This is a genomic window from Nonomuraea sp. NPDC004186, assembly GCF_053603495.1.
In genome coordinates this window covers 1-18258 of the sequence record NZ_JBSGFQ010000183.1, presented here as the reverse complement: position 1 = coordinate 18258, position 18258 = coordinate 1, and the positions used below count along the sequence as shown (strand labels likewise).

Sequence of the window (18258 nt, the reverse complement as noted above, 5' to 3'; positions counted from 1 at the left end):
GGCCCAGTGCAGGTGCAGGTAGGACGCGGTCACCTGGGCGTCGCCGAATCCGTCGGCGCCACCTTCCCAGCGGAACAACGGCTCGCCGGTCGACGCCGCGCAGCACGTCGATGAAGAACGGGTTGGCCAGGTCGAGCGCGACCACGCCGATGGTCCGGCTGTGGCCGGCCCGCAGTTGCCGGGCGGAGCCGTTGCGGACGTAGCCGAGGCGGGCGATCGCGGCCCGCACCCGCAGCCGGGTGTCGGGGGCCACCATGTCGGGCCGGTTGAGCACATTGCTCACCGTGCCGACGGAGACCCCGGCGAGCCGGGCGACCTCTTTGATGCTCGACATCGTTCCTCGTCGCAGGCGTAATGTCGCTTTGATCATAACGCCTTCGACCAGGGGTTCGACACCAGATGCGACAACCTCCGTCCGGGGCCGCGGCCGGGTCGGTCGAGGAAGCCGGTGCACGGAGCCGGCACCTTGCCGTCACTGCCGTCCGACATCAACCAGGTCGTCGTCGAGCCCGGTAGCGGCGGCGGATCGCGATCACTTCCGGCACAATGGGCATGGTCCTGTCCGGGGGCGACATCTCCTGGACCACGTTCCGGTCGCCGGTCGGCCGCGCAACCGCTGCTGGGAGAGATGGTGGGGTGTCTGGTCTGCACGCCCGGAGCGGGCAGCAGTCAGCAGGCAGTTCATGAGGGTGTCACCCTGTACACCCAGTACATGAGCGCAGATCGGATCGGCGCCATCGTCTACGACGGAGCCGATCCCGCCGACGATCCACGATGGCGCCTTTCGGGAGCACACACCCGGGCGGAGTACGGCCGCTGGTGCCGGCACTGCTGCGGGATGGCCTGCCTGCACATGGCCCTTGATCATCGCGATGGCCACGCGCCGCCCCTTCTGGAGCTTCTGCGCGGCTGCCGCGACTACGGCGGTTATGTCGAGGACGACGACGGCCAGATCAAGGGCCTGATCTACGCCCCGTTCGCCGACTACGTGCGCGCCGAGCACGGCATGCCCGCTGACGTGCATCCGCATCTCGCCGCGGCCGAACTGCCCGACCTGCTCGCGGACGGGCACCTGGTGATCGCCTCCGTCCACAAGGAGATCCGCCGGCCCGAGGTGCCCGCACCCGGCCGCGGCGGGCACCTGGTCCTCATCACCGGCCACGACCACGGGCTGCTACATCTGCACAACCCATCCGGACACACCCCCGACGCCCGCCGGGCGAGGCTCCCCATCGAGGTGTTCGCGTCCTTCTTCGCCGGCCGGGGCATCGCCTTGAGCATGCGGCGCGTCTAGCCAGATCGCGTCGCCCGGCAAGGGGCGTTCTGCCAAGCCGGCCGCACCGCTCCGGAAAAGGCGCAGTGCGGCCGCGCGGCTATGACAGCGGTGGTCAGGTCATCGCCTCGAAGGAGTAGTGCAGGCCGTATTGGGTTCTGTCGTAGGCGTGCACGAGCATGGGCTCCCCCGCACAAGCATGGTCGGAGTAGACCAGGATCGGGCCGTCGGTTTCGTTGATCACGGCATGGTAGCCCGGGCCGAGGTCGTGGCAGTCGCCGGGCCGTGGGTCCCCGATCCCCCACGCAGGCTCGCCGAGGTTGCTGATGATCACGGCTCCCGAGGCGGCGGTGGCCGGGGTGGCGGTGAGCGTGACGGCCGTGGCGGCCACGGTCAGCAGGGCGAGGATGGAACGCATAGCGGATCCCTTCTGAGAAGACAACCCCCTAATCATGCACAGTCAGTAGTTGATTAGTCACTTAAGGCGAGCGACACGGCGACACGGCAGGGTCCCAGATGGCGGGCAGAGGAACGCCTGCCGGTCGGGAGAGAGCGCGACACATGCCGCGTGGCGCGGCGGGCGCGAGGGGCGATCGCGGGGTTGCGGTCGAAGCAGCCGGCGGGCCTGAGCGTGAAGCCGGTGTACTCCACGGGCATTACCAGGACGCGAGGTCGGCGATCAGCTCGGCGAACTGGCGGTCACGCACCGTGGCGGTGGTGCCGCCGCTCCAGTGGTGCGACTGCACGCCTTATGGCTCGGACCCGGACATTGGGGTCCCAGCCATAAGGCGGAGCGGGTCACCTTCCCTGGCGGGCGGCCTTGCCACCGGCACCGAAGAACAGGATGGTCGCGGCCACACCCAGCACAGCGACGAGCACGTCGGCGACCAGCGTGAGGGTGGGCAGGGTGATGAACAGGCTCACCACCTTGAACAGGACGGAGAAGATGACGATGACGGTGGCGAAGATCCGGACGGCGGTGCCGCCGCGCAGCGCCAGCCAGGCGAGCAGTACGAGCACGAGCGACCAGAAGATCGTGTTGTAGGCGAGCCCGGAGTAGATCATCTGGAGCCCCTCGAACCGGTCGCTCTGGATGTCGACCTCGTCGAGGCTCACGGGGGCAGAGCCCATGTCCGAATTCGCGGCGATCTGCTTTTTGATCGCCTCTGTGCCGGAGACGATGATTCCGATGGCGCTGATCACGTTGAGCGCCGCCGTGGCGATGGCCGCGTACACCGCTCGGGTTAAGTTCGCCGGCCTCTGGGGGGCCATGGCGGCGCGCCGGTCTTCGAATTGGGTGGGGGCTTGCCGTTCGTACATGGACATGCGGATCCCTTTCCGGAACGTTGTGTGTCTCGACGACGCGGGTGATTACTGACCTGCGTCAGGCACTCCGCGACCGTTAATGCCACGCGCATTTCGCGCGGCCTTGAGAGGTATAGCAGATTCGCCCGACATCTGCGGGCGGCGGCGAATTCTGGAACCGCTCCGATAGCAATCTTCTTCGTTCGCTCGGCGGGGGAAAGCGGCTTCCCAGACGGGAATTCCATCGTTCACCTGCGACGGAAGACGGACAGAAGAAAAACGGAAGAGTGGCACTCTAATGTCCTGCGACGTCAGCCGGGCTCATCCCAACGCCTCTTTGGAGCCGAATTTTTGGCGGCATCTCCGCTGAGTCGAGCTCACGGATGAATGACACGCAATAAATGCCTCTTAGGGCGTTCTGTCGAGGGCCTTGCAATCACGGGCAACGGCAAGAGCTATGACGCGACGGCGGAGAACTCGGTCGGCGGCATCATCCAGGTGCGGCGTGCCGAGGGCGGGCAGGTGAGGGTCGGGGAGGGAAGTTCCCGCCTGATCGTCCGGCTCGCCGCGCAGCCCCTGGCCGGCACCGACCTCACGAGTCGGCGCCTCGCGCCGCACACGCCGTCGGCCTGGCAGTGGGGGTGGTGGGTGTGGCCCGGTGTACGTACTCGATGACGCCGCCCTTGGAGACCTCCCGGGCGCGGCGGAACTCCGGATCGAGGTCTTCGACGTTGAGGGGGAGATTTCCTCGGCCCGGGCGGCCGTGTCGTACAGGAGCCTCCAGAGCGCCCGCTCCCGCAGGACGTGAGCAGGGTCGGTGAAGAGCGTCCCCAGTCCGGTCGCCGCGGCGGGCCGGGCCCGCCTGATCCGCCCGCCGGGGGAACGGGCGGCTCAGGAGGCGAGCGTCATGCCCGTCAGGGTCGGCCGACGCTGAGGTAGTGGTAGCCGGCGGCCCGCATCGTCGCCGGGTCCAGCAGGTTCCGGCCGTCGAACAGCACCGGCCGGCGCATCGTCGCGACGGCTTGCGTCCAGTCGACCTGGGTGAGCTGCGGCCACTCGGTGACGATGATCGCCGCGTCCGCGCCCTCCAGCGCCTGCTCCACACTCGCATGGCGCGTTGTCGACGTCCAGGGCTCGGCCGCGGCCGGGCGGGCCATCGGATCCCAGCAGTGCACCTCGGCCCCCTCGGCGAGCAGCCGGGCCGCCAGGACGGTGCTGGGCGCCTCGCGCATGTCGTCCGTCCCCGGCTTGAACGTCAGGCCGAGCAGCGCCACCCGCGCACCCGCCAGCGTGCCGAGCTCGTCCTTGAGCTTCTGGATCGCCCGCCGCTTCTGCAGATTGTTGACCTCGATCACCGCTGACAGCAGCTGCAGGTGGTAGCCGGTGTTGTTGGCCAGCTGCCGCAGCGCCTCGCTGTCCTTGGGGAAGCACGAGCCGCCCCAGCCGATACCGGGCCGCAGGAAGTGCGGTCCCAGGCGATGATCCAGTCCGACGGCGTGAGCCACCTCCTCGACGTCGGCCCCGGTCTTCTCGCACAAGGTGGCGATCTCATTGATAAAGCTGATCTTGGTGGCGAGCAGTGCGTTCGCCGCGAGCTTCACCATCTCCGCCGAGCGCACGCTCATCACCGCGACCGGCCCGTCCACGCCCTCGTGCAGCTCGGTGAGCAGCCGGGCGGTCGCTTCGTCGGACGTCCCGATGACGATGCGGTCGGGATGCATGAAGTCGGTGACCGCTCGGCCCTCAGCGGTGAACTCCGGGTTCGCGGCATAGCCGACGTGGCCGAGCCCGGCGGCATCCAGCGCGGCTCGCACCCGGCTGCCGGTACCCACCGGCACGGTGGATTTGACCACCACGGCCCGCAGGTGAGCGGCGTCCGTCAGGGCCGTCACCACCGACCAGACCCGTGACAGGTCCGCATCACCGGAAGCCGACGGCGGCGTGTCCACGCAGACATAGGCGATCTCGGCACCGGTGACGGCCTCATCCAGGTCCAGCGTGAAGCTCAGCCGCTCCTTGTTCCGGGCGATCATGTCGCCCAGGCCCGGCTCGTAGATCGGCACATCGCCGGCCTGCAACAGCCTGATCTTCTCCGGGTCGATGTCCCGGACCACCACCCGGTGGCCGAGGTCGGCGAGGCAGGCACCGGTCACCAGACCGATGTATCCCGCCCCGAACACAACAACGCGCCGGTAGTGCGGCTTTCCCACCATGCGGCAGCCCGTCCCCTTTCTCCGCAACGCGTGGCCGAGCAGAGCCGAGCGGCTCGGGCCCTGCGTGCCGGTGTCCCTTCACAAGCTTCACAAGGAGGTCCCACCATAGCCGCCAGCTCCTGCACGGCCCGGGCTGGCCCGTGTGACTTCGCGGGACCCGGCGAAGCGGCGCGGGTGGGCCTGACGCTCCATGTCGTCTTCATCGCCGGGTCGGCGGCGGAGGCGTTGGGAGGGTGGCCAGATGGTCTTGGAGTTCGGCGTGCCGGAATTGGTAGAGCGGGCCGACCGTGCGGAGCAGTCCGAGCCGGTGAGCGTCGTCCAGGAAGGACATCAGCGCGCGGGGAAGGATGCCGGCCAGGGCCAGGCGGGCGGTGGCGATCTGGTAGGCCATCCAGGCGTGGTGATGTCCGGCCGCGAGCCCGGCGGTGACGCCGAAGGTGAGCGCGTAGGTCAGCCCGACGGCGACTCCGAAGGCGGGGGTGTCGACGAGCCCGGCGGCGAGCCCGCCCGCCAGGCCGCCGGTCAGGGCGGCGGTGGCGCCGACGGTGGCGGCGCGGACGAGGTTGAGCGTGCGGTCCGCACGCCAACTGGTCAGGGGGGTGCTGGCCCTTCCGGCCGGGGACGGGGCCTCGGCCCATGCGGCGAATCCGGCCGCGAAACCGTGGACGAGGCCGACCGCCAGGCCGGAGGAGACCCCGGCGATGAGCACGGCGGCGAGGGAATCGACGGTGAGCCACATCATGACCACCATCGCCAGCCCGGTGGCGAGGCCGAGGAGCAGCCCTCGTACCGGCCTGAACCTGGGTCTGAACCGGCGTCCGCGTAACCGCAGGTCGGCGAAACCTGGTGACTGCCGCGCCCAGGAGCGCGCCGCGAACGCGATGACGAGGCCCGCGGTGAGTCCGAACGCCAGCCCGTAGACCAGCCCGAGGACCGGGAACGGTGCGAAGCCCTCGGCGAGCCCGGTCGCGACCGTGGCGACGGTCGCGATCATGAGCGCGACGATGAGCCCCAGGGCGAGCCGGATCACGGGGGTGACGGTACGGGTGCTGCCGGCCAGTCGCCACCAGGCCAGATCCCGCGTACGAGGGGTGCCGTCCGGGTTGCGGGGATGGGTGAGATGGTGGGCGAGGTAGCCGAGCACGTGCCGGACCTGGGCGGGGTCGTGGCGGTGCCGAGGCCGGAACAGATCGGTCGGAAGGGCACTGGGCGGGCGGGTGTCGATCAGCGCCGGGATGAGCCGGTCGAACAGGTGGGCACGCAGCGTGGCAGGGTCGGGGAACCGGGCGGCGTCGAGCAGGGCGGCCGGGTCGGCGTGCGGGGCGATGTAGACGGCTCTGAGCAGCCACAACCCGAGCGGGGTGGCGGTGACCCCGGCCAGCGTGCTGATCGGGTCCGCGGTATCGGCGGGGGCGCCGGCCAGCGTGCCGACGGGGTCCGCGGTATCGGCGGGGGCGCTGGCCAGCGTGCCGACGGGGTCCGCCGTGTCGGCGGGGGCGCCCGTCAGGCCGGTGAGAATGTGCTCCCACGCCGGGTGCGGCCGGCCCGGCAGGCAGCGCCGCAGGTATCCGGCGGCCACGGCGGGGTCCAGCGGGTCGGGCTCGATGACCACCGCCGAGGTGAGCACGTCACCGGCGCCCTCGACGGCACTGCGGTAGTCGCGGGTGCGGCCGGTCACGATGAGCTGGTCGGTTGCCCCGAGTGAACGGTTGAGAGTGGTGATGACCGCCGCCCGGGCCGCAGCGGGGAGCTCGTCCAGGCCGTCCAGCACCGGCAGGATGTGTCCGCGTGCCGCCAGAACCGCGGACGCTTCGGAGCCCAGGCCCGTGGCGCGCAGCGCCGGGTAGTCCTGCGCGAGCCGCGCCGCCAGCCAGTCGTGCATCAGCGGGAAGACCGCGGTGTCCCAGTCGGCGACCGGCAACAGCACCGGCACCGGCTCTTCCTCATGATCGTGGCGGGTGGCCAGGAGTTCCAGCAGCAGCTGAACGGCCAGCGTGGTCTTGCCCGTGCCCGGGCCGCCCAGGATCACCAGGCGTTGGCGGCGCATCGCGCGTAACCGGCCGGCCAGTGCGGAGACGTCGTCGCTCGAGGCGGTCAGCGGCAACGAGGCGGGGGTGAGGTTGGCCGGATGGTCCATCAGCCGTAGGTCGTCGGTCAGCCGCCAGCGCACCGGGATGGGGTCGGGGTCGTCCAGCGACCGCAGCGTCGCCTCCACGCGCCATTGCTGCCCGACCAGCCCGGCCAGCACCTCCTTGGCGGCCGCTATCGCCTGCGCCGTCACCGGCGCGGGGCCCGTCCTGCGCCGGACGCGGAACGGCGGCGACGGCGCGGGCCACCACGCCGCCTCGGCCGCCGCGCGAACGGAGGCCGGACCGGCTGAACCGTGGCCGTCCCGGATCCGCTGCCCTGGGCCGTCGCCGACCGGTTCACCGGCGGGCCGCGCGGGTGCCTCCGGCATGGAACGCAGCCGCTTGGCGGCCTCGCCGGCCAGCCGCCTGTCGCTGCGGGTTTCGGCCAGTCGCACCAGCAGCTCCCAGTAGGCCGCGTCCCAAGCCTGGGGCTCGCTCAGCTCGGCGGGCAGGCTCCGGCCGGATTGCCGGGCGAGGCGCAGGCAGGTGTCGACGAAGACCTCGACATGCTCCTGCTCCGGCCGCACGGGGCGGGTCTGGCTGATCATTCCGGCGATCGTGCTGCGTTTCAGCGTCAACGGCGGCTGCCCGGCACGACGGCGCGGCGTTCGGCCGCTGGCCGCCTCCAGCTCGCGGACCGAGACCGCGGCGGCGTCCTTCAACGCCCGCAGCCGCCGCGCGAACGGCAGCCGGGGATCCGAATCGTCGAGCACCCGAGCACCTCGCCCCAGCCGACCGCCGACCCCACCAGGTGTCCGGCGGCACCGGACACCCCTCGTGCCTTGAAGCGTAGGCCATCACCTGCGGCTCCACGGCTCGCTCGGACGAACTGTCCGCGTCCGTTGCCGGACAACCTTCCGGACGCCGAATGTCACTTCACACCCCGGTCGCGGCCGTCGGGCGATCCCGCGGCCCTCACGGAAGGAACAACGCCATGAAGCACCCCGCTCCCTGGCTCATCATCGGCGGCCTGCTGCAGGCTGCGGCCGCCTTCGTCGCGGTCCTGGTCTCTCCGCTCGGTTTCGACAGCCGTTCACCCGCCTGGTGGACGGTGTGCCTGGCCGTCATGCACGTGCCCCAGGCGGCCGGGTTCTTCCTGCTGGCACGATCGGCATCCGGCCTGGTCGCCAGGGTCGGCTTCCGGACGACCGCCGTGGCCGTGGCCGTGTTCGTTCCGGCCGAGCTCGCGGCCCTCGTCTCGGCAGACGCGACCGGCATGATCTTCGCGATCGCCTCCCCGCTGTCCGGTCTCGGCCTGCTGGTCGCGGGCGTGGCCACCGTGCGCCGCCGCGACTGGCCGGGCATCGGGCGCTTCACCCCGCTGATCACCGGCCTGTACGTCTTCGTCGTCCTCACACCATCCCTGGCGATGCTCGGACCGATCGCCGCCGTGCTCGCCATCGGCGGCTGGGGCGTGTGTTTCGCCCTGCTCGGCGCTGCCACCCGCCGGCGGCTCCTGGCGGACCGCCTTTGCGCGGACCCGTCCGATTCGTCCCAGTCAATTGCTCGACCGGCCACGGAAAGCGAGTGATCACTCATGCTTCGCACTCTCTCCGGCAAGGCACTCGCCGTCCTCGCGTCCCTCGCTCTGATCTTGACGCTGCACAGCCCCCGGCTTCCCGCGGCGACCGCCCGGGACACGGCCGCCTCCGTGGGGCTGCAGTGCCGGGATCTCTCCTGCCGGTACTACTTCAGCCGGGCACAGACCGCGAAGATCAAGACCACCCTGGATGCCAGGGAGTGGACCGCCCAGGCCGGGGCCCAGCTCATCTGCTCCAGGATCCCGCACAAGGTGGTCGCCGCCTTCTGCCTGCTGGCCTTCGCCTATCTGTACGACAGCGCTCGGAGCCGGCTCGTCAACGCGTACGAGATGGGCGGATGCCTCGTCGTGCGGGCCCGGTTGAGCTGGCGCAAATCGATCACGTTCGCCGGCGTTCCCCCGGCCCACAGCAGATGTGTGTGACCGACATTTCCCGACGCCGCGCCGGTGAAGCACCGTCCGCCCGCCGACCGTCTCCGGCATCAAGCGTGAGCTGGTTGCCGGGGATGCTCTTGCCCGGACAAATCCGTACTCTCCCGAAATGCCAGTCGATGCGGCACGCACACCTCGTGCGCCTTGTCCGTCCCGCCGCTCAGCCGCTCGGCCAGCAGGTCCACCGCCGACTGCGCGATCAGCGCCTTGTCGGGCGCCACGGTCGACAGCGTGGGCGTGGCGAACCGGCCGTCCTGGATGTCGTCGAACCCCATCACCAGCACGTCGCCCGGCACCTCGTACCCCCGCTTGAGCAACGTCCGCAGGGCGCCCAGCGCGAGCGTGTCGTTGAAGCAGAAGACCGCGTCCGGCGCGCCGGAGTCGAGCAGGCGGCTCATGGCCTCGGCGCCGTCGGCGCGCCCCCAGCGTGCGACCGGCGCGACCAGTGACGGGTCGGCGGGGAGGCCCGCCTCGGCGAGCGCCTGCCGGTAGCCCTTCAGCCGCAGGCGGCCCGTCGCGGCGACGGCCGTGCGCTGCACGCCGATGGCTGCGATCCTGCGCCTGCCGCGCTCGGCCAGGTGCAGGGTGGCCGCCCGCGCGGCGGCCACGTTGTCGATGCCGACGTGATCGTACGGCGAGCGGCCCGTCCCGATGCGCTCCCCGAGCAGCACCATCGGCGTACGCTCGTCGCGCCCGGCCAGGTCCTTGCCCGTGAGCGCGAGCGGGCTGAACAGCAGCCCGTCGATGAGGTGGTCACGGATCCCGGAGATCACCACGCGTTCCTTGGCCCGGTCGCCCTGGGTCTGGTCGATGAGCACGGTCCAGCCCCGCCGGTCGGCCGCCTCGATGACGTTCGTGGCCAGTTCGGCGAAGTAGGGGTTGTCCAGGTCGGGCACCGCCAGCGCGACCACGCCGGAGCGGCCCGCGCGCAGGCTGCGCGCCGACAGGTTCGGCCGGTAGGAGAGCTCGGCTATCGCCGCCTCCACCCGGGCCCGTGTCTCGCCACTGACATGGGGATAGTCGTTGACCACGTTGGACACGGTCTTGATCGACACCCCGGCCAGTTCGGCGACGTCCTTCAGCCTCGGCCGCACCATGCCCCCTTCGCCACCGGAACCCTACCTGGTTTACAACGATGTAACGAACTGGCGCCAGGCAATTTACAACGTTGGAACCAACGATGTAAAACGTCCGTAACCTCACGGGCAGGAGTGATCTGGCATGTCCCAAAACGACCTTTCCAGGCGGCACGTACTGGGCCTGGGCCTCGGCGCGCTGGCCATCGGCGCCGCGGGCTGCGGCGGAGGCGGCGGTCCCAAGCAGGCGCAGGCGCCGGCCACCGCGCCGGCCACCACGGCGGCGCCCACCGAATACACCGGGCCCTCGGTCTCGCTGACGTTCTGGAACGGATTCACCGGCGGCGACGGCCCGGTCATGAAGAAGCTGGTGGACCAGTTCAACACCGAGCACCCGAACATCAAGGTGTCGATGAACGTCTACAAGTGGGAGGACTACTACGCGAAGGTCCCCGCGGCCGTCTCCGCGGGTCAAGGCCCTGACCTCGGCATCATGCACGTCGACAGCGTCGCCACCAACGCGGCCCGGCAGGTGGTCCTGCCCCTCGACGACGTGGCCAACGCGCTCAGCCTCACCGAGGCGGACTTCTCCCCGCCGGTCTGGAAGGCCGGCGTCTACAAGGGTGCGCGCTACTCGATCCCGCTCGACGTGCACCCGCTCGGCATGTTCTACAACAAGACGGTCATGAAGAAGGCCGGGCTCGACCCGGAGCAGCCGCCCAAGACCGGCGAGGAGTACATGGCGGCGCTGGAGGCGCTGAAGAAGGCGGGCATCCAGGGGCACTGGGCCACGCCGTTCCCGTTCACCGGAAGCATGCAGTTCGGGACGCTGCTCTACCAGAACGGCGGCCAGCTCTTCGCCGACGACGCCAGTGTCTCGCGCTTCGCCGAGGACCCCGGCGTGCAGGCCCTGACCTGGCTCGTCGACCTCGTCAACAAGGGCTACAGCCCCAAGAACGTCGGCCAGGACGCCGACTTCATCGCCCTGCAGAACGGCAAGGCCGCCTTCAACTGGAACGGCATCTGGTCCATCAACACGCTCAAGGAGATCAAGGACCTGGAGTGGGGTGTCGCGCCGCTCCCGCAGATCGGGTCGAAGCCGGCGGCGTGGGCGGGCTCGCACCAGTTCGTGGTCTTCAAGCAGCGTACGCCCGACCAGAACAAGCTGACCGCGGCCAAGGTGTTCATCAACTGGATCAGCGGCCACTCGCTGGAGTGGGCCAAGGGCGGCCAGGTGCCGGCGCGCAAGTCGATCCGCGACGGCGCGGAGTTCGCGGCGCTGAAGGAGCAGGCCACGATCGGCACCCAGATCGACTACCTGTACTTCCTGCCGTCGGTGGCGGGCATCGGGGACGCCTCCGCGGTCGTCGACCAGGCGATCAACGCGGCGATCCTGCTCAAGAAGAGCCCCAAGGACGCGCTCACGGAGGCCGCCGCCAAGGCCGACAAGATCCTTGAGGCCAACCGGAAGAAGTACGGCGCCTGATGGTCGCGATCTCGGCGGAGGAGACTCTGGAGCGGGAGGTGCGCGTTCCCCGATCGGGCAAGGCGACGCCGTACCTGTTCCTGGCGCCGTACCTGATCCTGTTCTCCGTGTTCGTGCTGGCCCCGGCCCTGTTCGGGATCTGGGTGAGCCTGCACGACTGGGACTACCTGCTCGAGGGCAAGCCGTTCGTCGGCCTGGACAACTACACGGCGCTGTTCGACGACCAGTCGCCCGTCTACGGCGACTTCTGGATGTCGATGCGGGCGACCGGGATCTTCACCGTGTTCAGCGTGCCGTTCCTGGTCGTGCTGCCGCTCGGGGTGGCGTTGCTGCTCAACCGGCCCTTCCGGGGCAGGACGCTGTTCCGGGGGCTGTTCTTCGCGCCGTTCGTGCTGGGCGTGGCGGTGGTGTGCCTGATGTGGCGGCTGCTGCTCGACCCGAACCTCGGCCTGGTCGACTGGATACTCGGCACGCCGATCCCCTGGACCACCGCGACGCCGTGGGCCTGGATCGCGCTGGTCGGGGTGACGGTCTGGTGGACGCTCGGGTTCAACGCGGTGATCTACCTGGCCGGGATGCAGGACATCCCGCGCGAGCTGTACGACGCGGCGAAGGTGGACGGCGCGGGACGGTGGGGCGAGTTCGTCCACGTCACGCTGCCGGGGCTGCGGCCCGTCGCGCTGTTCGTGGTGACGACGACGATCCTGGCCTCGGCGAACATGTTCGGGCAGTCGTACCTGCTGACCCAGGGGGCGCCGGGCGGGGACACGCGGACCGCGATCATGTACATGCTCCAGCAGGGGCTCAGGGAGTACAAGATGGGCAGCGCCTCGGCCATGAGCTACCTGCTCACGCTGCTGCTGATCCTGGTCAGCGTGGCCAACTTCCGGCTGTTCAGGACCCGGCCATGAAGCGCTACACGGGCCTGGTGGCCCTCGCCGTGCTGTTCGTGGGGCCGCTGGTGTGGGCCCTGGGCGTGTCGTTCAAGACGCAGACCGAGGCCACCCGGGTGCCGCCCACGCTGCTGCCCGCCGAGCCGACGACGTCCGCGTACGGGACGGTCTTCCAGGGCACCACGGACACGCCGGTGCTGCGCTGGTTCGCCAACAGTCTCATCGCCGCCACCGGGCACATGCTGCTGGTGCTCGCGGTGTCGTCGCTGGCCGCGTACGCGCTGGCCAGGCTGGAGTTCCGCGGCAAGAAGCTGATGTTCGGGATGATCGTCGGCACGCTGCTGGTGCCGGGGTTCGTCTTCCTCATCCCGCAGTTCCTGATCGTCGACCAGCTCGGCTGGCTGGACAGCCTGACGGCGCTCATCGTGCCGGGGGCGGCGGGCGCGTTCGGGGTGTTCTTCCTGCGGCAGTTCTTCCTCGGGCTCCCGCGCGAGCTGGACGAGGCCGCGCTGATGGAGGGCGCCAACCACTGGCACATCTTCTGGCGGGTCACGCTGCCGCTGTCGCGGCCCGCGCTGGCCACGCTGGCCGTGCTGAGCTTCCTGTCCAACTGGAACGACTTCATCTGGCCGATCTACGTGATCTTCAGTCCCGAGTACTTCACGCTGCCGCCGGGCCTGTCGATCCTGCAGGGGGCGTACACGATCCACTATCCGGTGATCATGGCGGGCGCGGTGCTGGCCAGCATCCCCGTCCTGATCCTCTTCAGTCTGACCCAGCGGTACGTCATCGAAGGCATCTCTCGTAGTGGCCTGAAGGGCTGACACATGCACTTGGCTGTCATCGCCACACTGATCCTCTCCCTCTTCACCAATCCGGTGTCCGGCTCGTTCTCCGACACGTTCGCCGACCCGTCGGTGATCCGCGGGCAGGACGGCTACTGGTACTCCTACGGCACGTCGGACCCGCTGCGCGAAGGCGAGAAGGTCCTGCACAGGCTGCCGATCGCCCGCTCCGGTGACCTGGTCAACTGGACCTACGTGGGCGACGCGTTCGGGCCGGACAACCTGCCGTCGTACGCGGCGCCGGGCAGCCTGTTCTGGGCGCCGGACATCCGTTACCTCGACGGCCGGTACGTCATGTACTTCACCGTCACCGACACCGCCACCACGCCCGCCAACTGGGACTACTCGATCGGCGCCGCCACGGCCCCCACGCCGACCGGGCCGTGGACGCACATCGACGCCCCGGTCGTCGCCCCGCGTCCCTCGGGCAACTCGTACTGGAACACGATCGACCCCTCGCAGTTCACCGACGTGGACGGGCGCAAGTACCTGTACTTCGGCGGGTTCTTCGGCGGCCTGTGGGTGACCGAGCTGTCCGCCGACGGGCTGCGCGCCACCGGGCAGCCACAGCAGGTCGCGATCGACAACAAGTTCGAGGGCGCGTACGTGGTGCGCCACGACGGCTACTACTACCTGCTCGGCTCCTCGGCGAACTGCTGCGCCGGGCCGACCACCGGCTACTCGGTGCTGGCCGGGCGCTCGACCAGCCCGCGCGGGCCGTTCGTCGACCGTGAGGGCGTGCCGCTGCTGGCCTCACGCGCCGGTGGCACCCCTGTCCTGGACCAGAACGGCAACCGCTTCATCGGCACCGGCCACCACGCCCAGCTCACCGACCTTTCCGGTCAGGACTGGATGCTCTACCACGCCATCGATCGAAGCGACCCGTTCCTGGACGAGCCGTACGGGATCAACGAGCGGCCCATGCTGCTGGACCGGCTGGACTGGATCGACGGCTGGCCGGCCGTGCGTGCGGGGGCCGGGCCTTCCGAGCAGTCGCGGGAGACGCCGGTGACCCGCGGAGTCGTGGACGATCGGTTCGCGGGCGATCTGTCGGGCTGGCGGAACACGACCGGCTGGACCGTACAGGATGGATCTGTCCGTGGCCAGGGCACGCTCATCAGCCGCAAGTCGCTCGGCGGGGACGTCCGCGTCGAGACCGACCTCAAGACGGACAAGTCCGCCGGGATCCGCATCGGCGGCACGACCGCGGTCGTTTCGCCCGACGGGTTGACGCTCACCTCTGGCGGCGCGTCCCGTACGGTGGCGCTGCCCGGAGGGGCCGCGACCTGGCACAACCTGGCCGTCACCGTCAAGGGACGGACGATCACCGCCGAGGTGACCGAGGCCCGGCTCCGTGACCCGCAGGCGAGCGTCACCGTCACGGGCAGCGCGAACGGCCCGATCGGGCTGGTCTCCGACGGGGGCGCCGACTTCGACAACGTCTCCGCCGCCCCGCTGTTCAAGGCCGTCACCAAGGCCGCGCCGACGCCGCGCACGGGCAGGCTGCTGGACGCCGACGAGTTCGACGGGCCGCTCGACTCCCGCTGGACCTGGGTCAGGCAGGACGCCGCGGCCAAGAACGAGGAGGGCGTGCTGCGCTGGCCCGTCCAGGGCGCCGACCTGGTCGGGACCGGCAACAAGGCGTCGGTGCTGCTGCGCGAGGCCCCCAAGGGCGACTACGTCGTGGAGACCAAGGTCACGCTCGACCTGGGCGAGGACGCCGTACGCAACTACCAGCAGGCCGGGCTGGTCGCCTACGCCTCCGACGACGACTTCGCCCGCCTGTCCCAGGTCGCCATCTGGAACACCCGCCAGGTCGAGTACGGCCGCGAGCTGACCTTCGCCGGCCGCCTGTCCTACGGCGGCAACATCGTCGGCCCGCCCGCGAAGACCACCTGGCTGCGGCTGGCGCACCACGTGGACCCGGCCAACGGGGAGCACGAGTTCCGCGCCGGATCCAGCCGCGACGGCAAGACCTGGACCTGGGGCGGCGTCTGGACCTTCCCCAAGGACACGGCCGTGCGCATCGGCCTGGTCGCCCACGGCGGGGCCCAGCCGGCCGTCAACGCCGACTTCGACTACGTACGCGTCTACCGAGGAGCCTGACCTGTGCCACAAGCACACCTGACCCTTGACCCCTCTTTCCGCATCGCGCCCGTCAACCGGCGCCTGTTCGGCTCGTTCGTCGAGCACATGGGCCGGTGCGTCTACACCGGCATCTACGAACCGGGCCACCCGGCGGCGGACGACAACGGCTTCCGCACCGACGTGCTGGAGCTGACCCGCGAGATGGGCGTGAGCGTGGTCCGCTACCCGGGAGGCAACTTCGTCTCCGGCTACCGCTGGGAGGACGGCGTCGGCCCCGACCGGCCCTCCCGGCTGGACCTGGCCTGGCGGCAGATCGAGACGAACGCGTTCGGGCTCAACGAGTTCATGACCTGGACCCGGGCCGCCGGGGTGGAGCCGATGATGGCCGTCAACCTCGGCACCCGGGGCATCCAGGAGGCCTGTGACCTGCTCGAATACGCCAACCACCCCTCGGGTACGCGATGGTCGGACCTGCGGGTCAAACACGGAGTGACCGACCCGTACGGGATCAAGCTCTGGTGTCTCGGCAACGAGATGGACGGACCCTGGCAGATCGGCCACAAGACCGCGCACGAGTACGGACGGCTCGCGAACGAGACCGCCAAGGCCATGCGGCTCGTCGACCCCGACATCGAGCTGGTGCTGTGCGGCAGCTCCAACAGCGGGATGCCGACGTTCGGCGCGTGGGAGGCCACCGTGCTCGAACACGCCTACGACGCGGTCGACTACCTGTCGCTGCACAACTACTACGAGGAGAACGGCGACCTGCCCGGCTTCCTCTGCAGCGCCGTGGACATGGACCGCTACATCTCAGCCATCGTGGCCACGGCCGACCACATCGGGGCGAAGCTCCGGCGCAAGAAGAAGATCAACCTGTCCTTCGACGAGTGGAACGTCTGGTACCAGAGCCGGTTCGCCGGGCGCGAGCGCTCGCCGTTCCAGGAGGCGCCGGAGCTGATCGAGGACACCTTCACCGCCGCCGACGCCGTGGTGGTGGGGGACTTCCTGATCACGCTGCTGCGGCACGCCGACCGGGTGAGCATCGCCTGCCAGGCGCAGCTCGCCAACATCATCGCGCCGATCAGGACCGAGCCCGGCGGCCCGGCCTGGCGTCAGACGATCTTCCACCCGTTCGCGCTGACGGCCCGGCACGCGCGCGGCACCGTGCTGCGGGTGGAGCCGTCCGGGCCGCTCCTGGAGACCGAACGGTACGGCGAGGCGCCCGCGCTGTCGGCGGTGGCCACCGTCGACGGGTCCCGGGTGGCGCTGTTCGCCGTCAACCGGTCGCCCGACCAGGACCTCGACCTCACCGCCCGGCTCCCGGCGGCGGTCAGGCCGGTGTCGGCCTCGGTGATCGCCGCCGGGGACGACCCGCATCGGGTGGAGGCCCTTCCGCAGCCGCTGACCGTGCAGGCTGACGGTGACCGGCTGACGGCGCGGCTGCCCGCCGCCTCGTGGACGATGATTCTCGCGGAGAGTGATTTGTAGACGGGAGGCCTGCCCGGCTCGCTGCTGATCACCGGCGAGCCGGACATCGGCAAGGCGACGGCCTTGAGCGCCAGGGAGCCTGGGTGGACGCGGCAGAAGGGCCTTCATGCGATGGGCAGGGCCGTGAGCCATTCGGTCAGGAGATGGTTGACCTCCTCGGGACGTTCCTGCTGGATCCAGTGGCCGCAGCCGTCCAGGAGGTGGGAGGAGACCAGCCCGGGAAGGGTGGCCGGGTAGGCGTTGATCGCGTCGGCCATCCAGGTCGTGGAGGCGTCCAGGCTGCCGCCGATGAACAGGGAGGGCTGCTTGATGGGAGCGCCGTTGAAGTCGGCGAGGTCCTTCCAGTCGCGGTCCATGTTGCGGTAGCGGTTGAGCGCGCCGGTCATGCCGGTGCGTTCGAACTCCCCGGCGTACACCTCCAGGTCGTCCTCGGTGAGCCAGGAAGGCAACCGGCCACTGGGGAACCGGTCGCGTAGCGTTGCGCCGGGGCTGACGAAGTGCGGGTCGGGGGCATCGGGGCCGGGCATGGTCTCGGCCGACAGCGCCGCGTAGAAGCCCGCGAGCCAGCCCCGCACGTCGGGTTCCATCTCGGCCTCGGCGCGGCCGGGCTCCTGGAAATAGGAGACGTAGAACTCCTGGTCACCGCCCAGCTGAGCGAAGATGCCGGTGGGGCGGGGACCACCGGGTGGCGCGTAGGGCACACTCAGCAGCCCCACCGCGCGGAAGACCTCGGGGTGCAGCAGGGCGGACGTGGCCGCGATGTTCGAGCCCCAGTCGTGGCCGATGATCACTGCGGACTCCTCGCCCAGGGCGCGCACCAGCGCGATGTTGTCCTCCACCAGAGCGAGCATCCGGTAGCCGTCCTCCGTGGCCGGCTTGGAGGATCGGCCGTAGCCGCGGACGTCGAGCGCGACCGCCCGGTAACCGGCCTGCGCGAGCGCCGGGAGCTGACGGCGCCAGGAGTACCAGGACTCGGGGAAGCCGTGGACGAGCAGCACCAGCGGTCCGCTCCCCTGCTCCGCGACATGAATCCGACCGCCCGGCACGGGCACCGAACGATGCGTGATCTCTGCGACATGTTGCGACATGGGTCTCCTCCAGATGGCGTGCCGCTTCTGCCGGCGGCACCCGCTCCGCGTCCCCTTTTGCTCCGCGGGCGCTACCACCGATCATCCCGCCGACCTGGTCAGTCGCCTGAATCCTGTTGCCGGATCAGCAACTTGCACGATGCGACCCGCCCACCGTGCGCGATACGACTGCCACCCGACGGGGACGGCGCCGCGCTCCCGAAGCTTCAAGCTCGCAAAGTAGCTGTGAGCCAGATCACGGTTGAGGTTGACCTTGGGTCAGGGTGGAAGCTCGGCGCAGCGGCGCGACGCCGACCCGGACCTAACACCTTTGAAGGGCAGACCACCATGACGATCACACTTTCCGACCAGGACAAGAGCACCCTGCGGATCGCCGCGTACGGCGCCGTGGCGTTGATGGCC

The 18258-nt window shown here is 70.0% G+C and carries 17 protein-coding genes; 10 read left to right on the top strand and 7 right to left on the bottom strand.

Annotation, left to right across the window (positions count from 1 at the left end; genetic code table 11):
- A partial coding sequence (locus tag ACWEPL_RS61240; protein WP_452442173.1) for a LacI family DNA-binding transcriptional regulator occupies nt 1-334 on the bottom strand: 334 nt, incomplete at its 3' end.
- 378 nt (nt 335-712) lie between these two features.
- Here ACWEPL_RS61240 and ACWEPL_RS61235 point away from each other — a divergent pair.
- A complete protein-coding gene (locus ACWEPL_RS61235) occupies nt 713-1294 on the top strand; it encodes a cysteine peptidase family C39 domain-containing protein (protein WP_363968890.1) in 582 nt (193 codons plus the stop codon).
- Nucleotides 1295-1388: 94 nt separating this feature from the next.
- On the opposite strand, the gene ACWEPL_RS61230 is transcribed toward ACWEPL_RS61235, so the two are convergent.
- Together ACWEPL_RS61230 and ACWEPL_RS61225 are read right to left on the bottom strand one after the other, a co-directional pair.
- Nucleotides 1389-1691 carry a hypothetical protein gene (locus ACWEPL_RS61230; RefSeq protein WP_363968892.1) on the bottom strand — a complete coding sequence of 101 codons (303 nt, stop codon included), beginning with the start codon at nt 1689-1691 and terminating at the stop codon, nt 1389-1391.
- Nucleotides 1692-2071: 380 nt separating this feature from the next.
- Nucleotides 2072-2404, bottom strand: a complete 333-nt coding sequence (locus ACWEPL_RS61225; RefSeq protein ID WP_452442172.1) for a hypothetical protein — start codon at nt 2402-2404, stop codon at nt 2072-2074.
- On the opposite strand from ACWEPL_RS61225, the gene ACWEPL_RS61220 reads away from it, so the two are divergent.
- Together ACWEPL_RS61220 and ACWEPL_RS61215 are read left to right on the top strand one after the other, a co-directional pair.
- Nucleotides 2403-2651: a hypothetical protein gene (locus tag ACWEPL_RS61220; RefSeq protein WP_452442171.1), complete on the top strand. Its 249-nt coding sequence runs from the start codon at nt 2403-2405 to the stop codon at nt 2649-2651. The genes ACWEPL_RS61225 and ACWEPL_RS61220 overlap by 2 nt on opposite strands.
- Before the next feature lie 585 nt (nt 2652-3236).
- Nucleotides 3237-3386: a hypothetical protein gene (locus ACWEPL_RS61215; RefSeq protein WP_452442170.1), complete on the top strand. Its 150-nt coding sequence runs from the start codon at nt 3237-3239 to the stop codon at nt 3384-3386.
- Between the two features lie 106 nt (nt 3387-3492).
- Here ACWEPL_RS61215 and ACWEPL_RS61210 read toward each other — a convergent pair whose 3' ends face one another.
- Complete coding sequence (locus ACWEPL_RS61210) at nt 3493-4791, bottom strand: UDP-glucose dehydrogenase family protein (protein ID WP_363968896.1); 1299 nt, start codon at nt 4789-4791, stop codon at nt 3493-3495.
- A 199-nt stretch (nt 4792-4990) separates the two neighbouring features.
- A complete protein-coding gene (locus tag ACWEPL_RS61205; RefSeq protein ID WP_452442169.1) occupies nt 4991-7633 on the bottom strand; it encodes an NACHT domain-containing protein in 2643 nt (880 codons plus the stop codon).
- A gap of 221 nt (nt 7634-7854) precedes the next feature.
- Between ACWEPL_RS61205 and ACWEPL_RS61200 the strand changes: the two genes are divergently transcribed.
- Together ACWEPL_RS61200 and ACWEPL_RS61195 are read left to right on the top strand one after the other, a co-directional pair.
- Nucleotides 7855-8451 (top strand): hypothetical protein, encoded by a 597-nt coding sequence (locus ACWEPL_RS61200; protein WP_452442168.1) that lies wholly within the window; start codon nt 7855-7857, stop codon nt 8449-8451.
- Nucleotides 8452-8457: 6 nt separating this feature from the next.
- Complete coding sequence (locus ACWEPL_RS61195; protein WP_452442167.1) at nt 8458-8883, top strand: hypothetical protein; 426 nt, start codon at nt 8458-8460, stop codon at nt 8881-8883.
- 59 nt (nt 8884-8942) lie between these two features.
- Here ACWEPL_RS61195 and ACWEPL_RS61190 read toward each other — a convergent pair whose 3' ends face one another.
- Nucleotides 8943-9989, bottom strand: a complete 1047-nt coding sequence (locus tag ACWEPL_RS61190) for a LacI family DNA-binding transcriptional regulator (RefSeq protein ID WP_452442166.1) — start codon at nt 9987-9989, stop codon at nt 8943-8945.
- A 124-nt stretch (nt 9990-10113) separates the two neighbouring features.
- Between ACWEPL_RS61190 and ACWEPL_RS61185 the strand changes: the two genes are divergently transcribed.
- From ACWEPL_RS61185 to arfA, 5 genes are read left to right on the top strand one after another with little or no spacing between them, the layout of a single operon-like run.
- Entirely contained in the window at nt 10114-11454 is a 1341-nt protein-coding gene (locus tag ACWEPL_RS61185; RefSeq protein WP_452442165.1) for an ABC transporter substrate-binding protein, read from the top strand.
- Nucleotides 11454-12365 (top strand): carbohydrate ABC transporter permease, encoded by a 912-nt coding sequence (locus tag ACWEPL_RS61180; RefSeq protein WP_452442164.1) that lies wholly within the window; start codon nt 11454-11456, stop codon nt 12363-12365. Before ACWEPL_RS61185 ends, ACWEPL_RS61180 begins: the two co-directional genes overlap by 1 nt.
- Nucleotides 12362-13171 (top strand): carbohydrate ABC transporter permease, encoded by an 810-nt coding sequence (locus ACWEPL_RS61175; protein WP_355199121.1) that lies wholly within the window; start codon nt 12362-12364, stop codon nt 13169-13171. Before ACWEPL_RS61180 ends, ACWEPL_RS61175 begins: the two co-directional genes overlap by 4 nt.
- Nucleotides 13172-13174: 3 nt before the next feature.
- Nucleotides 13175-15298: a family 43 glycosylhydrolase gene (locus ACWEPL_RS61170; protein WP_452442163.1), complete on the top strand. Its 2124-nt coding sequence runs from the start codon at nt 13175-13177 to the stop codon at nt 15296-15298.
- Between the two features lie 3 nt (nt 15299-15301).
- Nucleotides 15302-16768: an arabinosylfuranosidase ArfA gene (gene arfA / locus ACWEPL_RS61165; protein WP_397368348.1), complete on the top strand. Its 1467-nt coding sequence runs from the start codon at nt 15302-15304 to the stop codon at nt 16766-16768.
- Nucleotides 16769-16872: 104 nt separating this feature from the next.
- Here the strand turns inward: arfA and ACWEPL_RS61160 are convergent, their stop codons facing one another.
- The gene (locus tag ACWEPL_RS61160; RefSeq protein ID WP_452442162.1) at nt 16873-17856 is read right to left on the bottom strand and encodes an alpha/beta fold hydrolase; all 984 of its coding nucleotides are present in this window, start codon (nt 17854-17856) and stop codon (nt 16873-16875) included.
- Nucleotides 17857-18258: the final 402 nt, after the last annotated feature.

Coding starts and splice junctions, on each gene's coding strand:
- ACWEPL_RS61195 (WP_452442167.1), top strand. CDS start 8,458: ATGCTTCGCACTCTCTCCGGCAAGGCACTCGCCGTCCTCGCGTCCCTC.
- ACWEPL_RS61200 (WP_452442168.1), top strand. CDS start 7,855: ATGAAGCACCCCGCTCCCTGGCTCATCATCGGCGGCCTGCTGCAGGCT.
- ACWEPL_RS61175 (WP_355199121.1), top strand. CDS start 12,362: ATGAAGCGCTACACGGGCCTGGTGGCCCTCGCCGTGCTGTTCGTGGGG.
- ACWEPL_RS61160 (WP_452442162.1), bottom strand. CDS start 17,856: ATGTCGCAACATGTCGCAGAGATCACGCATCGTTCGGTGCCCGTGCCG.
- ACWEPL_RS61180 (WP_452442164.1), top strand. CDS start 11,454: ATGGTCGCGATCTCGGCGGAGGAGACTCTGGAGCGGGAGGTGCGCGTT.
- ACWEPL_RS61225 (WP_452442172.1), bottom strand. CDS start 2,404: ATGGGCTCTGCCCCCGTGAGCCTCGACGAGGTCGACATCCAGAGCGAC.
- ACWEPL_RS61190 (WP_452442166.1), bottom strand. CDS start 9,989: ATGGTGCGGCCGAGGCTGAAGGACGTCGCCGAACTGGCCGGGGTGTCG.
- ACWEPL_RS61185 (WP_452442165.1), top strand. CDS start 10,114: ATGTCCCAAAACGACCTTTCCAGGCGGCACGTACTGGGCCTGGGCCTC.
- ACWEPL_RS61235 (WP_363968890.1), top strand. CDS start 713: ATGAGCGCAGATCGGATCGGCGCCATCGTCTACGACGGAGCCGATCCC.
- ACWEPL_RS61220 (WP_452442171.1), top strand. CDS start 2,403: ATGTCCGAATTCGCGGCGATCTGCTTTTTGATCGCCTCTGTGCCGGAG.
- ACWEPL_RS61230 (WP_363968892.1), bottom strand. CDS start 1,691: ATGCGTTCCATCCTCGCCCTGCTGACCGTGGCCGCCACGGCCGTCACG.
- ACWEPL_RS61170 (WP_452442163.1), top strand. CDS start 13,175: ATGCACTTGGCTGTCATCGCCACACTGATCCTCTCCCTCTTCACCAAT.
- ACWEPL_RS61210 (WP_363968896.1), bottom strand. CDS start 4,791: ATGGTGGGAAAGCCGCACTACCGGCGCGTTGTTGTGTTCGGGGCGGGA.